The sequence below is a fragment of the Cellulomonas sp. ICMP 17802 genome (genome assembly GCF_041295535.1).
GTDB lineage: Bacteria > Actinomycetota > Actinomycetes > Actinomycetales > Cellulomonadaceae > Cellulomonas.
Window position 1 is genome coordinate 66,767 of sequence record NZ_JBGFQZ010000008.1, and the last position, 14,812, is coordinate 81,578.

Annotated in this window: 16 protein-coding genes; 8 read left to right on the forward strand and 8 right to left on the reverse strand. The window is 74.0% G+C overall.

The window, feature by feature from the left end; all coding sequences use genetic code 11:
- Position 1 precedes the first annotated feature (1 nt).
- Positions 2-1,648 carry a thiamine pyrophosphate-binding protein gene (locus AB5970_RS09185; RefSeq protein ID WP_370503629.1) on the reverse strand — a complete coding sequence of 549 codons (1,647 nt, stop codon included), beginning with the start codon at positions 1,646-1,648 and terminating at the stop codon, positions 2-4.
- A gap of 108 nt (positions 1,649-1,756) precedes the next feature.
- Between AB5970_RS09185 and AB5970_RS09190 the strand changes: the two genes are divergently transcribed.
- Positions 1,757-3,637, forward strand: coding sequence for an FAD-binding monooxygenase (locus AB5970_RS09190; RefSeq protein ID WP_370503630.1), 1,881 nt, complete (start codon positions 1,757-1,759; stop codon positions 3,635-3,637).
- A gap of 15 nt (positions 3,638-3,652) precedes the next feature.
- Here AB5970_RS09190 and AB5970_RS09195 read toward each other — a convergent pair whose 3' ends face one another.
- The 3 genes from AB5970_RS09195 to AB5970_RS09205 form a co-directional block, all read right to left on the reverse strand.
- Entirely contained in the window at positions 3,653-4,453 is an 801-nt protein-coding gene (locus AB5970_RS09195; RefSeq protein ID WP_370503631.1) for a class I SAM-dependent methyltransferase, read from the reverse strand.
- An 11-nt stretch (positions 4,454-4,464) separates the two neighbouring features.
- Entirely contained in the window at positions 4,465-5,361 is an 897-nt protein-coding gene (locus AB5970_RS09200; RefSeq protein WP_370503632.1) for a phenylalanine 4-monooxygenase, read from the reverse strand.
- Between the two features lie 77 nt (positions 5,362-5,438).
- Positions 5,439-6,272 carry a nuclear transport factor 2 family protein gene (locus tag AB5970_RS09205; protein ID WP_370503633.1) on the reverse strand — a complete coding sequence of 278 codons (834 nt, stop codon included), beginning with the start codon at positions 6,270-6,272 and terminating at the stop codon, positions 5,439-5,441.
- A 154-nt stretch (positions 6,273-6,426) separates the two neighbouring features.
- Here AB5970_RS09205 and AB5970_RS09210 point away from each other — a divergent pair, with 154 nt between their 5' ends.
- Genes AB5970_RS09210 through AB5970_RS09225 form a run of 4 tightly spaced genes read left to right on the forward strand, consistent with a single transcriptional unit; the run spans position 6,427 to position 9,175 of the window.
- Complete coding sequence (locus AB5970_RS09210) at positions 6,427-6,927, forward strand: VOC family protein (RefSeq protein ID WP_370503634.1); 501 nt, start codon at positions 6,427-6,429, stop codon at positions 6,925-6,927.
- Between the two features lie 12 nt (positions 6,928-6,939).
- Entirely contained in the window at positions 6,940-7,107 is a 168-nt protein-coding gene (locus tag AB5970_RS09215; protein ID WP_370503635.1) for a hypothetical protein, read from the forward strand.
- Positions 7,104-8,435 (forward strand): dihydrolipoyl dehydrogenase family protein, encoded by a 1,332-nt coding sequence (locus AB5970_RS09220; protein WP_370503636.1) that lies wholly within the window; start codon positions 7,104-7,106, stop codon positions 8,433-8,435. Before AB5970_RS09215 ends, AB5970_RS09220 begins: the two co-directional genes overlap by 4 nt.
- On the forward strand, positions 8,432-9,175 hold the full coding sequence (locus tag AB5970_RS09225) for an SDR family oxidoreductase (RefSeq protein WP_370503637.1): 744 nt from the start codon (positions 8,432-8,434) through the stop codon (positions 9,173-9,175). The genes AB5970_RS09220 and AB5970_RS09225 overlap by 4 nt, the downstream gene beginning before the upstream one ends.
- 7 nt (positions 9,176-9,182) lie before the next feature.
- On the opposite strand, the gene AB5970_RS09230 is transcribed toward AB5970_RS09225, so the two are convergent.
- Together AB5970_RS09230 and AB5970_RS09235 are read right to left on the reverse strand one after the other, a co-directional pair.
- The gene (locus tag AB5970_RS09230) at positions 9,183-10,904 is read right to left on the reverse strand and encodes an MOSC domain-containing protein (RefSeq protein ID WP_370503638.1); all 1,722 of its coding nucleotides are present in this window, start codon (positions 10,902-10,904) and stop codon (positions 9,183-9,185) included.
- A gap of 6 nt (positions 10,905-10,910) precedes the next feature.
- Positions 10,911-11,534: a redoxin domain-containing protein gene (locus tag AB5970_RS09235; RefSeq protein WP_370503639.1), complete on the reverse strand. Its 624-nt coding sequence runs from the start codon at positions 11,532-11,534 to the stop codon at positions 10,911-10,913.
- A gap of 126 nt (positions 11,535-11,660) precedes the next feature.
- Between AB5970_RS09235 and ppk2 the strand changes: the two genes are divergently transcribed.
- On the forward strand, positions 11,661-12,590 hold the full coding sequence (ppk2, locus tag AB5970_RS09240; RefSeq protein WP_370503640.1) for a polyphosphate kinase 2: 930 nt from the start codon (positions 11,661-11,663) through the stop codon (positions 12,588-12,590).
- A 78-nt stretch (positions 12,591-12,668) separates the two neighbouring features.
- Entirely contained in the window at positions 12,669-12,875 is a 207-nt protein-coding gene (locus AB5970_RS09245; RefSeq protein WP_370503641.1) for a dodecin family protein, read from the forward strand.
- 20 nt (positions 12,876-12,895) lie between these two features.
- On the opposite strand, the gene AB5970_RS09250 is transcribed toward AB5970_RS09245, so the two are convergent.
- Entirely contained in the window at positions 12,896-13,057 is a 162-nt protein-coding gene (locus tag AB5970_RS09250) for a zinc finger domain-containing protein (RefSeq protein WP_370503642.1), read from the reverse strand.
- Positions 13,058-13,284: 227 nt separating this feature from the next.
- Between AB5970_RS09250 and AB5970_RS09255 the strand changes: the two genes are divergently transcribed.
- Positions 13,285-14,205, forward strand: coding sequence for a patatin-like phospholipase family protein (locus tag AB5970_RS09255; protein ID WP_370503643.1), 921 nt, complete (start codon positions 13,285-13,287; stop codon positions 14,203-14,205).
- 40 nt (positions 14,206-14,245) lie between these two features.
- Here AB5970_RS09255 and AB5970_RS09260 read toward each other — a convergent pair whose 3' ends face one another.
- Positions 14,246-14,779: a flavodoxin family protein gene (locus AB5970_RS09260; protein WP_370503644.1), complete on the reverse strand. Its 534-nt coding sequence runs from the start codon at positions 14,777-14,779 to the stop codon at positions 14,246-14,248.
- Between the last annotated feature and the right edge of the window lie 33 nt (positions 14,780-14,812).

Below are 14,812 nucleotides of genomic sequence, written 5' to 3' on the forward strand. Positions count from 1 at the left end.
GTCAGCCGCTCGCCCGGGAGATCTCCTCCCAGAAGGGCGCGACCACGGTGCCGGAGACCCGCAGGTCGAGGAGCAGGAACGGGCGCTCGGCGACGGGGCGGGCGCGCCACGCCGTGAGCGCCTCGAGGTCCTCCACGGTGCGGACGGTGACGCCCTGCGCGCCGAGGGCGGTGGCCACGCCGGCGAAGTCGACGTCGGGGATGAGCATCGGCTCCTGGGCCAGGCCCTTGCGCCCGTAGAGGTGCATCTCGGCGCTGTACGCCCCGTCGTTCCAGACGACCGCGATCCCGCGGCCGCCGGCCACCCGCACCGCCGACTCGAGGTCGGACAGGGCCATGAGCCCGCCGCCGTCGCCCGTGGTCAGGACCACGGTGGACTCGGGCCGGGCGAGCGCCGCTCCCACCACGCTGGGGAACCCGAGCCCGATCGCCTGGAACGCCGTGCCGACCATGACCATCCGGTCCGGGGCGGACACCGGCCAGTACATGTTCGACCAGCCGAGGAAGTGCCCGCCGTCCGAGACGACGACGCGGTCCTCGGGCAGCAGCTCCGCGAGGCGGGCCGCCGCGGAGCGCGGGTCGAGCCGTCCGTCGTCGGCGGTCCCGTCCCCGGGCTCGTGCCGGCGCGCGGCCGTGAGGTCGACGGACTCCCGCCACCCGCTGGGCGTGCCTCCGTCCAGCTCCTTGAGGATCGCCTCGGTGACGACCGTGGCGTCCCCGCGGACGTACCCGCCGACGTGCGGGTGCGTCGCCGCGGGCGCGACGTCGACCTGGAAGACGCGGCACCCGGGGGCGAAGAGGTCCCCGAACCGCATGGTGAACTGGTTGAGGGCCGCGCCGACGACGAGCGCGACGTCGGCCTCGCGCACGAGCTCCATGGCCTCCTGGGCGCCGAACCCCCCGGCGACGCCGAGGTCGAACTCGCTCCGGGGGAAGACCCCGCGCCCGAGAGCTGTCGTGGTCGTCAGCGCACCGGTGGCGTCGGCGAGCGCCCCGAGCGCGTCGCCGGCGCCCGACTCCCAGGCGCCACGGCCCGCGAGGAGCAGCGGCCGGCGCGCCGCGCCGAGCGCCGCGGCGATCTCGCGGACGACGCCGTCGGCGAACGCGCCGCGCACGGCGAGCGGTGCCGGCAGCCGGGGGGTGGGCGTCTCCGGCACGGGGCCGGTGTCGAGGGTGGCGACGTCGTAGGGGATCGCGAGGACCGTGGGCACCCGGTAGGTCAGCGCGTGCTCGACGGCGATCACGGTGGTGGCGGCCGCGTCCGCGCGGCCCACGGTGTAGGTGCGGGCGCCCACGGCCGAGGCCATCGCGATCTGGTCGACGTCCCAGGGCCGCGGGCCCGACGTCGGCTCGTCGCCGACGACGAGCACGAGCGGCACGTGCGCCTGCACGGCCTCGGCGAGGGCGGTGAGGGTGTTGGTGAACCCGGCCCCGTACGTCGTCGTCGCGGCGGCGAGCCGGCCCGAGGCGCGATGGAAGGCGTCGGCGGCGACGACCGCACCGGCCTCGTGCCGGACGGGCACGAAGCGGGCGTCGGTCTGGCAGGTGAGGGCGTCGAGGAAGTACGCGTTGCCGTTGCCCATGACCCCGAAGACGTGGTCGACGTGCGCGGCGAGCGTGACGGCGACGTGCGCGGAAACCGTCGGCATGGAGCAGGGCCTCCCGGACCAGGTCGACCGCGACGTCGTCGTCGCGGCTCAGTGGGGATAATATACGATCCGTTCCACCTCGACATCGGCGTCAGGGGAGTCGGTCCCATGCAGTTCCACCACCACGGCTACGTCTCCGGCGACCCGCGGGTCCAGCCCGCGGCGGGCGTCGGCCTCGACCGGCCCGACGAGCTCCCCGACGAGGTGGACGTGCTCATCGTCGGCACCGGGCCCGCCGGCATGATCACCGCCGCGCAGCTGTCGCAGTTCCCGGACGTGGTCACGCGGATCGTCGACCGTCGGGAGGGCCGGCTGGCCATCGGCCAGGCCGACGGGATCCAGCCGCGCAGCGTCGAGACCTTCGCGGCGTTCGGGTTCGCCGGCCGGATCGCCGAGGAGTCCTACCGCGTGATGGAGGTCTGCTTCTGGCACCCGGACCCGGCGGACCCCTCGCGGATCGTGCGCGGGGAGCGGACCGCCGACGACCCGTCGGGCATCAGCGAGTTCCCGCACCTGTACGTCAACCAGGCGCGCGTGCTCGACTACTTCGCCGAGTTCATGGCCGACGCCCCGACGCGGATGCGGCCCGACTACGGCTACGAGTTCCGCGACCTGGAGATCGCCGACCAGGGCGAGCACCCCGTGACGGTCCACCTCGCGCGCGCGTCGGGCGAGGAGAAGGTCGTCCGCGCCCGGTACGTCGTCGGCGCCGACGGCGCGCACAGCGGCGTCCGGCGGTCCATCGGCTGCACGGCGACCGGTGGCTCCGCGGCCCACGCGTGGGGCGTCATGGACGTCCTCGCCGTGACCGACTTCCCGGACATCCGCAAGAAGTGCGCGATCCAGTCCGGCACGGGCGGCAGCATCCTGCTCATCCCGCGCGAAGGCGGCCAGCTGTTCCGCATGTACGTGGACCTGGGTGAGGTCCGGCCGGAGAACCACGGCGCGCTGCGCAGCACGACCGTCGAGCAGATCGTCGCCCACGCGAACGCGATCCTGCACCCGTACACGCTCGACGTGCGAGACGTCGCGTGGCACAGCGTCTACGAGGTGGGCCACCGCGTCACCGACCGGTTCGACGACGTCCCGCTCGACCGGATCGGCACGCGCACCCCGCGTGTCTTCATCGAGGGCGACGCCTGCCACACGCACAGCGCGAAGGCCGGACAGGGCATGAACGTGTCCATGCAGGACGGGTTCAACCTCGGCTGGAAGCTCGGCTACGTGCTGTCGGGGCGCAGCCCGGAGAGCCTGCTGGCCACCTACTCGGCCGAGCGCCAGGTCATCGCGCAGAACCTCATCGACTTCGACAAGCAGTGGTCGACGCTCATGGCGAAGAAGCCCGAGGACTTCGACGACCCGGCCGAGCTCGCGGACTTCTACGTGCAGACCACCGAGTTCCTCTTCGGGTTCATGACGCAGTACCCGCCGTCGATGCTGGTCGCGGAGCCGGCGCACCAGGCGCTCGCCGCGGGGTTCCCGGTGGGGAAGCGGTTCAAGTCCGCCCCCGTCGTGCGCGTCGCGGACGCCAACCCCCTGCAGCTCGGCCACCAGCACCTCGCGGACGGCCGCTGGCGCGTGTACGCGTTCGCCGACCGGGACGCGACCGCGCTGACGCCGTGGGCCGACTGGATGGCCGGCTCGCCCGACTCACCCGTGCGCGCCCACACGCCCGAGGGGGAGCAGCTGGACAGCGTCCTCGACGTCAAGGTCGTCTACCAGCAGCGCCACGTCGACGTCGACCACCCGACCGTGCCCGACCTCTTCCGCCCCCGCACCGGGCCGTTCCAGCTCTACGACTACGAGAAGGTGTTCGCCACGGACCCGGACGTCGACATCTTCGAGGCGCGCGGCGTGGACCGTGGCGGGTGCGTCGTCGTCGTCCGGCCCGACCAGTACGTCGCGGCCGTGCTGCCGCTCGACGCCACCGACGAGCTCGCGGCGTTCTTCCGCCAGCACCTGCTCGTCCGGGCCCGCCAGCCGGTCTGACGAGGCACGGCTCGGTCAGGCCCGCGCCTGGACGAGCCAGACGCCCGCGTCGAGCCGGACCCCGTCGGGCCGGGTGTACCGAGCCAGGGCCGCCCGGGCCTCGGCCAGGGCGCGGGCTTCGGTGTCCGCGTCGGTGCCGTCGAGGGTCCGGCTGCCGAGCGAACCGCTCCGGAGGAAGTCGACGGTGTCCTCGGGGGAGCGGCCGAGCAGGAGCGGCGTGGTCACGGGTGCCAGCTCGACCCCGGTCCATCCGGCCGCGCCGAGCAGTGCCCGCACCCGGTCGGCGTCGGCGAGGGCGAACATGCCGGGTCCGCCGCCGTTGGTCAGGTCGGGGAGCTCGACGTAGCGGGCGACCGCCGCTCCCGGCACGCAGAGCCAGGGCTGGTCCGCCGGGGAGCGCCAGGCGACGAAGGCGAGGCGCCCCCCGGGTCGCGTGGCGCGCCGCAGGGTGGCGAACGCCGCGAGCGGGTCGGCGAAGAACATGACGCCGAACCGCGACACCACGACGTCGAACGACGACGGCGGGAAGTCGTGGGTCTGCGCGTCGTCCTCGACGAACGAGACGGTGCTCGTCCCGGCGGCGCCGGCCCGCGCCAGGGCGAGCATCGTGGGCGAGAGGTCGATGCCGGTGACCGGGCCGGGCCGGGCGAGCGCGGCGGCGGCCAGCGTCGTCGTGCCGTACCCGCAGCCGACGTCGAGCACGCTCTCGCCGCTGCGGATGTCGGCGGCCGCCAGGAGGGCGTCCTGGAACGGCTCGTACATGCGGTCGTAGCGGTCGCGGTGGACCACCCAGTGCTCGGCGCCCCGCTGATCCATGCGGGGGCGCGTCAGCGGGTCAGCGCGGCGTCACGGGCGAGCCGGGCCGGCGTGTCGTCGTCGAACTCGGCGAAGAAGCCGCCCACCCGGTCGGTGAGCTCGCCCATGCCGTCGCACGCGAACAGGATCGGCTGGTAGTGGGAGATGTCGTACTCCAGCGTGGCCATCGCGTGGAAGTCGACCGGACGGATGTCGGCCCCGCGGAACTCCTCGATCTCGCCGTAGGACGAGAGCAGGCCGGCGCCGTACGCGCGCAGCTCGCCGCCCTCGTACATCACTCCGAACTCGATGGTGAACCAGAAGACGTCGGCCACGTACTGCAGCCCCTCGGGGGTCTCGCACCGTCGCGCGGCCTCGCCGGCACGGCGCTTGACCTCGGCGATCGCGGGGTTCGCCAGCAGATTGCAGTGCCCCACGACCTCGTGGATGATGTCCGGCTCCGGCGTGTACAGCGGCTGCGACGGGTGCCGCAGGTACTGGGTCGAGTGGAAGACCCCGTCCGCGAGCGAGCCGTAGAAGACGTCGAGCGGCACGAGCCCGGCGGCCGGGTGGAGCCGGAAGTCGCTGAGCGGACCCAGGCCCGCGCTGACCTCGTCGAGCTGCGGCACGTGGTCGGTCGGGAGCCCGAGCGCCTCCTTGCCCTCCAGGAAGCCGCGGATCGCGAGCCGCTCGTGCTTCGGCGCGAGCTCGCGGCAGACGGTCCGCCAGATCTCGTTCTCGGAGTCCGTGTACGCGACGCGCGGCACCGGGTCGCCGGGCCGCCATGCCAGCGCCGGGGCGGCGATCTCGTTGCGGCGGCGCCGGTACTCCGGGTCGTTCGCGCCGGGGTGGTCGTCCGCGAGGTGCACGGTGGCCTTGCCGTCCTCGTCCGCGGTGACGGGGGCGTACAGCTGACCCTCTTCAAACATGCGTCCCGTTCTACGCCAGAAGCGCGGGCGATGCATCCCCCGAACGGGGTCGGACCTCGGGCGTGTCGTGCTGCGCGTCAGGCCGGACCGAGCGGAGGCTCGATGTCGTCGTACAGGCGCACCGCCGTCAGCCGGTCGTCCGCACCCCGCTCGTAGACGGCGACGCCGGCCTGCGGCGGGAGGTCCCGGTCGCCCCAGCGGACGCAGTTGTACTCGACCGCCGACCGGGCGCCGTCCTGCGTCACCGTGCAGGCCTCGAGCTCGATGCCGCCGCCCGCGCCGAAGCTCGTCGTGAAGTACGCGCGCAGCTCCTCGCTCCCGCGGTGCGCGCCGTGCGGCCCGAACGACTCGCGGAGGTAGGCGTCGTCCGCGAACGCGCTCATGACGGCGTCGACGTCGCCGCCGGCCAAGGCGGCCTGGAAGCGGCCCACCACGCCGTCGAGGGCGTCGCGGCCTGCCGGCAGGACGGGCGGCCGGACGTGCCGACGGCCGTCGACCGGCCACTGGCTGCAGTACGTGCGGAACACCACGGACCGGTCGTCCGGGGACTCCGCGACGACGGCGACGGGCCAGTCCGTGGCGCGTCCGTCGTCGTCCTCGACGCGGGCCAGCAGCTCCACCACCGCGCGACGCCCGTCGGTGGTGGAGGCCACGGTCTCGACGTGCGCGCGGTGGTTCGCCAGCCAGGACGTGTTGCGCCGGACGAACTGCCGGAGCTGCGCGTGCCCGTGCACCTCGCCGGCGCGCGGGTCGTGGACCACGACGTCGCCGGGCCACACGTACTCCAGGTCGCGCGCGTCGCCCGTGTCGAGCGCCCTCAGGTACTGCGCGACGGGATCGGCGTGGCCCTCGTCCCGCGCCTGCTTGCGGGCCAGCTCGGCGGCGGAGACGAACTCCGGGAACCACGGCATCCCGCCACAATGCACCCTCGCCGGGGTGGGCGACAGGGGGTGGCGTCGACCTCTTGACGACGCCTGTTGCCGAGGGCATGTTGTGACGGGACGCCTCACCATGCCGCCGTGGGGGTGGACTTCTCGCGGATGCAGCAACGCGAAGGAGCAGCGGATGAGCAGCACCGGGACGAGCACCTCGGGCGCGGCCGGGAGCCCGCCGGTGGAGCCGGGGCAGGTGAGGCTGGAGGTCGTCGTGATCCCGGTCTCCGACGTCGACCGGGCCAAGAGCTTCTACGAGTCGCTGGGCTGGCGGCTCGACGCCGACCTCGCGGTCGACGACGGGTACCGGGTGGTGCAGCTGACGCCGCCGGGGTCGGCGTGCTCGATCATCTTCGGCACCGGGCTGACGGCGGCCGCGCCCGGCTCGTTCGAGGGGCTGCAGCTCTCCGTCTACGACATCGACGCCGCGCGCGCCGACCTGGTGGAGAGGGGCGTCGAGGTCAGCGAGCCGTTCCACGACGAGACCGGCATCTTCCATCACGCGGGCACCCGGGGCCGGGTCGACGGACCCGCGCCCGGCCACGCCGACTACGGGTCGTTCGTCGCCTTCAGCGACCCGGACGGCAACGGGTGGCTGCTCCAGGAGATCAAGACCCGCCTTCCCGGCCGATGAGGGGATGACCCGATGGACACCAGCTACGAGTCCGTGAGCGACCTCGCCGCCGCCCTGCGGCGCGCCGCCGCGGCTCACGGTGAGCACGAGGCACGGACGGGCGAGGCCGACCCGGACTGGCCGGACTGGTACGCGCTGTACATGGTCCGCGAGCGCGCCGGCGACGAGCTGCCGACGTGACCGCCGACTACGACGTCATCGTGCTGGGCGGCGGGTCGCCCGGTGAGCACTGCGCGGGGGCCCTGGCCGAGGGTGGCTTGCGCGTCGCCGTCGTCGAGCGGGAGCTCGTGGGCGGCGAGTGCTCATACTGGGCGTGCATCCCGTCCAAGACTCTGCTGCGCCCGGGGGAGGCGGTCCACGCGGCGCGGGAGGCCGCGGCGACCGCCGAGATCGACCTCGAGGCCGTCTTCGCCTGGCGCAACTTCCAGGTCTCGGACTACTCGGACGCGGGGCAGGTGACGTGGCTCGCCGACAGCGGCATCGACCTGCTGCGGGGCAGCGGGCGGCTCGCCGGGCCCGGTGCCGTGGAGGTCGACGGCGTCCGGCACACGGCCGACCACGTGGTGCTGGCCAACGGCGCCTCGCCGGTGGTGCCCCCGGTGCCCGGGCTGCGGGAGCTGGACGGCCTCTGGACCAGCCGCGAGGCGACGTCGATGACGGAGGTCCCGCGCCGCCTGCTCATCATGGGCGGCGGGCCCGTCGGCGTGGAGATCGCGCAGGTGGTCCGCCGGCTGGGCGGCGAGGTGGTCCTCGTCGACCGGGCGCCGCACGTGCTCGGGCGCGAGCCCGCGCCGCTCGGCGAGGCGCTCGGCGACGTGCTGCGCGGCGAGGGCATCGAGCTCGTCCTGTCGGCCGGCGTGGCCCGCGCGCGGCGCGACGGGGACGACTACGTGCTCGAGCTGGACGACGGGCGCGAGCTGCGCGGCGACCGGCTGCTCGTCGCCACGGGGCGGAGCCCGCGCGTGCACGACCTGGGCCTGGAGACCGTCGGCGTCGAGGCGGACGCCACGGGCGTCCCGGTCGACGAGCACCTGCGCGTCGCCGACGGGCTGTGGGCGATCGGCGACGTGACCGGGCTCTGGCCGCTCACGCACGTCGGCAAGTACCAGGGCGACGTGGTCGCCGCGAACATCCTGGGCCACGAGCGGGCCGCCAACTACGAGGCCGTCCCGCGGGTGACCTACACCGACCCACAGGCGGCGGCCGTCGGCGCCGCGGAGGGCCGCTACCAGGCGACCGTCCCGGTGTCCGGGGTGGCGAAGACCTCGACCTACACGCGCGCCTACGCCGAGAGCAACGGGTTCCTCACGCTCGTCAGCGACGGCGAGCGGCTGACCGGCGCGTACGCGCTCGGGCCCGAGGCAGGGGAGTGGCTGCAGCAGGCGACGCTCGCGATCCGGGCGCACGTGCCGCTCGACGTCGTGGCCGACACCATCCAGCCGTTCCCGACCTTCTCGGAGATCTACGTCCCGGCGCTCAAGGCCCTGCTGGGGGAGATCGGCCGATGAGCCCGGCGACCCGAGAGCCTGCGCTGGCCGGGCAGACGGTCGTCGTCATCGGCGGGAGCGCGGGCATCGGCCTGGCGACGGCCCGGCTGGCGCGCGCCGAGGGCGCCGAGGTCGTGCTGACGGCCCGCAGCCCCGACCGGCTCCGGAGTGCGGCCGACGAGGTCGGTGCCCGGAGCACTGCGGCCTTCGACGCGAACGACCTCGCCGCCCTGGAGGGCTTCTTCGCCGGACTCGACGGCCCGGTCGACCACGTCATGGTCACCGCCGGAACCCCGTTCTACGCCCCGCTGGCCGGCATGGACCTCGAGGACGCGCGCCGGGCCATCGCCGAGCACCCGATGGTGATGCTCGGCGTGGCCCGATTCAGCGCGGGCAGGATCCGTCCGGGCGGGACGCTGCTGTTCATGGGCGGCACGGGCGCTCGGCAGCCGGCCGTGGGTCTGTCGATCACCGCGGCGTTGACCGCGGCGCTGCCCGTCCTCGCCGCGAATCTCGCCCTGGAGCTCGCCCCGGTGCGCGTCAACCTCATCGCCGCCGGGTTCGTCGACACCCCGCTGTCGGCGTCGCTGCTGGGCGACCGGCTGGACGAGCGTCGGGACCAGCTGCGCGCGACGCTGCCGATCGGGCGCGTCGTCGGGCCGGACGACGTCGCGGCCCTCGCGGTGCACGTCATGGCCAACACCGCCCTGACCGGGGCGACGTTCGACGTCGACGGCGGTCAGCAGCTCCTGCGCGGCTAGCCCGGCGTCAGAGGTCGAGCACGAGGTCCGTGGTCGGTCGTGCCGAGCAGACGAGAAGCTCGTCGTCGCCGGGCGGCTCGAGCGGGGGCGTCCCGTACGTCGCGGCGCCCGACAGGACGGACGTCACGCACGTGTGGCAGACGCCCGTGCGGCACGACCACTGCGTGGGGACGTCGCAGGCCTCGGCGAGCTCGAGCACGGAGTCGTAGGCGTCCGACCACGCGGTCGAGAGACCGGAGCGGGCGAACGTCACGTCGGGTCCGGTCCCGGGCGGGCCGGGCGGCTGGTGGGGCGGCGGTGCGTCCGTCCGCACGACTCCCGGGTTGATCGCGGAGCGGGAGCCGAAGCGTTCCGTGCGGACCCGCGCCGGGTCGAGACCGACGGCCGTCAGGGCCGCCACCATGTCGTCCATGAACGGCTCCGGGCCGCAGACGTACGCGATCGCGTCGACCGGGAGGTCGAGGGCGGCGACCACGTCCGCGGTGAGCCGCCCCGCCCGGGCCCCCGGGGGCAGCGGACCGCTCGGGGTGGTGTAGCAGACGAGCGAGCGCGCCGCCGGCAGGTGCGCGAGCAGGTCGGCCACCTCGGTGGACAGGACCTGGCTCTGCTCGTCGTGGGCCGCGTGGATCCACCACACCGGGCGCGTGCTGCGGTCGCTCGCGAGCCGGTGCAGCATCGCGAGCACGGGCGTCAGCCCGATGCCGGCGGAGACCAGCAGCGCCGGCTCGTCGCCGTCGTCGAGCACGAAGCCGCCCCGCGGGGCCGCGACCTCGACGCGGTCGCCGCGGTGCAGCAGGGCGCGCAGCCGCGAGCTGATCCCGCCGTCGGGCTCGGCCTTGACGCTGATCCGGTACTCGCCGCCCGCCGGGTCGCCCGACAGCGAGTACGTCCGCACGGGCGCGGGGTCGCCGGCACCCCGCACCCGCACGCTGAGGAACTGCCCGGCCTCGAACGCCGGTAGCGCGTCGTCGGCGGCCAGCCGGAACGAGGTCACCGTGGCGGTCTCCCGGACGACGTCCGTGACGGTCAGCGTGCGGAAGCCCGGCCAGGACGGCGGCGACGCGACCGCGACCCCGGCCGGCTGGACGCCGCCGGCGAGCATGCTCCGGAACGACTCGCGCCACCCGGGGCTCAGGGCGGGGACGTCGAGAGCGGTCTCGAGGCGCGCCCGGTCGTGCCCCGGCAGGTAGAGCAGTGCGTCGACGTCGGCCACCGTGAGACCGTGCGGTCCGCGGGCGGTGCGCACGATCGGGTCGCCGGCACGGACGCGGCCCTCGGTCAGCACGCGCAGGTAGAAGCCGGGACGGTGGTGCGCGACGAGCAACGAGGGGAGCTGCGGCTGCCCCATCCGCATCCCCACGCGGAAGCAGGTGACCCGCGGCTGGGTGACCTCGAACTCGGCGTCGCCGATGCGATACCGGTCGCCGATGCAGACCTCGTCGTCGGCGAGCCCCTCGACGGTGAAGTTCTCGCCGAACGCGCCGTGCTCGAGGTCGTCGCGGCCGAAGACCTCCTGCCAGTGCCGGTACGACTCGATCTGGTAGACGAGGACCGCACGCTGCTCGCCGCCGTGCCCGGCGAGGTCGCCCTGCCCGTCCCCGTCGATGTTGAGGCGGCGGACCATGCGCGGGCCGGTCACCGGGCTCTTCCAGACGCCCGTGCGCACGGTCCGGCCGCGCCAGGGCACGTCCGTCGGCAGCCCGACGTTCACGGACAGGAGCGTGCCCATCGGGCGTCAGCCGGGCTGGTCCGCGTCGCTCCGGCCGCGGGCTCGCCGGACCTGCTCGGGCGACCACCGCTCCCAGCCGTGGAACTGCGAGACGTCACCGGCGTCCCACGCCTCGCGCAGCCCCGGGGTGCTGAGGTCCCAGTCCGGTCGGACCTCGCTCGTCGCCGCCCGCAGGTCGCGCCAGAGGTCGTCGACCGACGGGCGCCCCCAGAACCAGTAGCCGTTGTAGATGCTGTGCACCACGAGCCCCGGCTTGAGCACGAGCGTGTGGGGGATCATCGGGTCGTTCGCCGGGTCCGTGTACTCCTGGATGTCGAGGTCCTTCTGCACGATGCGGCCGGGGTCGGACAGGAACGGCCAGTGCGCGCCCACCGACGCGCGGAACTCCTGGAGCGTGTGCCGCTCGTCGGTCGCGATCGTGGCGACGCGCGTGTACGCCACCCCGAGCTTCGGCTGCATCGCGGCGAGGTCGAGGTGCTGCTGGTGCTCCTTCGGGCAGTAGTGCCCGCGGGCGAGCGTGAGGATCATGGGGTCGTCGCCCTGGATCTCGCTCAGCCGGCGGGTGGCGCCCGTGTGGTCGGGCAGCTCGTAGTCGGGGAAGGTGCCGCCGGGCACGATGTCGGACCGCATGAGTGCTCTTCTCGTCGCGCCGGACCTGCTGGGACAACCCGCCCATCCTCCCGCAGCGTCCTCGTCTCGCCCACGGGTGGCGGCGCGGATACAGTCGCAGGCGGCCGCCCTCGTCTGGAGGATGCGATGGACTCGACGCGTGATCTCGACGGCTTCCGACCCGAGGCCGAGGACAACCTGCGCGAGTACATCGACCGCCTGGTGGCCGAGGGCTACAGCGTCGCCGGCGGCGAGGGTGCCGACCCGGTGCTCATCGACCCGGGCGGCAAGGCGGTCGAGACCTGGCGCGAGGACTACCCCTACGACGAGCTGATGGATCGCGAGGAGTACGAGGAGGCCAAGTACCGCCTGCAGATCGAGCTGCTCAAGCTGCAGTACTGGGCGGAGGACAACGGCGAGCGGCACATCATCGTGTTCGAGGGCCGTGACGCGGCCGGCAAGGGCGGCACGATCAAGCGGTTCGTCGAGCACCTGAACCCGCGCGCGGCGCGCGTCGTCGCCCTGACCACGCCCACCACGACCGAGCAGGGTCAGTGGTACTTCCAGCGCTACGTGCAGCACTTCCCGACGCAGGGGGAGATCGTGCTGTTCGACCGGTCCTGGTACAACCGCGCGGGCGTCGAGCGGGTGATGGGCTTCTGCTCCGACGACGAGTACACCGCGTTCATGCGCCAGGCACCCGACTTCGAGCGGCTGGTCGTCGACGACGGGACGCACCTGACCAAGTTCTGGTTCTCCGTCACGCGCCGCGAGCAGCGCACCCGGTTCGCCATCCGGCAGATCGACCCCGTCCGCCGCTGGAAGCTCTCGCCGATGGATCTCGAGTCGCTCGGGCGCTGGGACGCGTACTCGGCCGCCAAGGAGGCGATGTTCGCGGGCACGGACACCGACCACGCGCCGTGGATCATGATCCGCAGCAACGACAAGAAGCGCGCCCGGCTCAACGCGATGCGCTACTTCCTCAGCCAGTTCTCCTACGACGACAAGAACGAGGACGTCGTCGGCGAGGTCGACCCGCTGATCGTCCAGCGCGCCCGCAACTCCGTCGGCGACTGATCGGCCCCCGGTCTCGACGCGGGCACCCGGGCCTGACCACTATGGGGTGGTCGGTACCGAGCGACGAGAGGCAGCACCATGAGCGTGTACCGCGTGATCGACGTCATCGGCACGAGCGCCTCGTCCTGGGAGGACGCGGCCAAGGAGGCGATCAGCACGGCGGGTGGGTCGTTGCACGACCTGCGGGTGGCCGAGGTGACGAAGCAGGACGTCGTCGTCGGCGACAACGGTGACCTGCTGTTCCGCACGCGCATCCAGCTGTCCTTCAAGTACGTGCCGGAGTAGCCGGTCGAGCGCGTCCGTCGTCAGTGGTCAGCCGCCAGCTTGTCCAGGTAGGCGGCGGTGCGGCGGCGGTGGGGCGCGCGCGGAAGGCGGTCGGCCGTGCGGCACAGCTCGCCGGGCGCCGCGGCACAGCGGGGACAGGCGACGGTCAGCGCGACGTCGTCCGGGGCGGGATCGGTGCTCATGCGCTCATGCTGCCCGCCCGCGCGGCCGGGACCAAGGGGTGCTCGGTGAATCCCGTTGCGCGCCCGTGCGGCCGGTGGGTAGCGTCCGCGGCACCGTGACCCGACGTCAGGAGGTGAGACCCATGGACGCAGTACCGGCATCGGGTGCTCCCTGCCTGCCACGACCGCGCGACTGAGCCGGTCGCCCCCGGGAGCGCCCACCACGCACGTCGCGAGAGGCGACTCCCATGAGCACCACACCTTCTGCACCTCTGCATACCCCGTCGGCGCCGGTCGCCGGTCGGGCCCTCGTCCTCGGCGGCGGCGGATCCACCGGCAACGCGTGGCTGATCGGCGTGATCGCCGGGCTGTTCGAGGCCGGGCTGGACGTGACGACGGCCGACCTGACCGTCGGGACGTCGGCGGGCTCCACCGCGGCCGCCCAGATCGCCGGCGCGAGCCCGACGGAGCTCTTCGCCGCCACGCTGACCGCCGCGCCGCCGCAGCAGCGGCCCGCTCCGGCCGGCCGCGGCCCGTCGGCGCCGGTGGTGGACCACCTGGAACGGATCACCGCGATCATCGCGTCTGCGGCCGACGCGGCGGACCTGCGTCGCCGGCTGGGCGCGGCGGCGCTCGAGCTGGACGCCGCGTCGGACGGCTCCTGGAGCGCCCGGTGGCGCACGACGGTCGCCGCGCGGCTGCCCAGCCAGGACTGGCCGCGCCGAGCGGTGCTCATCACGGCGGTCGATGCCCGCACCGGTGACCCGGTCGTGTTCGACCGCCACAGCGGGATCGACCTGGCCGACGCGGTCGCGGCCAGCTGCTCGAGCGGTCTGCCCTACCGGATCGGGGACGACCTCTACCTCGACGGCGGCTACCGGTCCAACGCGGAGAACGCCGACCTGACGACCGGGTACGCCCGGGTGCTCGTGCTGTCGCCGTTCGGCGGCCGGTCGCTGACGCCGCCGGAGTGGGGCACGCACCTGGCCACGCAGGTCGACCAGCTGCGCGCGGCTGGCAGCCGGGTCGAGACGATCGTCCCGGACAGCGGCTCCGAGCACCTGTTCGGGGCGAACGCGATGGATCCGTCGCTGCGTCCGCCCGCCGCACGGGCCGGGTACGAGCACGGGCTCGCCCGCGCCGAGCAGCTCAGCGAGCTCTGGCTCTGACGCCCGCCGGGCCGGCGGGGTCGTCGATCGATCCCGCCGGTCAGCGGGTGCGCTGGGCGGCCGCCGCGGCGGCCGCGAACAGGGCGAGGCTGCGGCCCCACGACCGCGCCTTCTCCAGCTCGTCGGGCAGCAGGCCGCTCGAGCGGCCGGTGACGACGAACGACTCGGGCGGCATGACGAGCGTCGCCCCGGCCCGCGTGAGCCGCTTGCCGATCGTGTGCGCGGCCGACCCCGCGAGCCGGCCCGCGAGCGCGGTGTCGAAGACCGCGACGGACTGGCCGGAGGCGTGCCCGACCAGCTGGTCCAGCCACTCGCGCACACCGTCCCCGCGCGACACGGACTGGGCGAACTCACCGCGCGCCATGTCCCGGGTGCGGGGCGTGGACAGGCCGCGCTGGTGCGTCGGTGCGCCCACCACGAGCAGGCTCGGGCGGGTGGCGAACGACGGCACCTCGGCGAGACCGACCTCGCACACCGTCACGGGGATGCGCAGGTCCGCCAGGCCGGCGGCGACGGCCTCGGCGATCGCGGCGGTGCTTCCGTACATCGACTCGAAGACGAGGAGCGCAGTCATGGGTCCACGGTCGCGTGGTGCGTGAGCACGGTC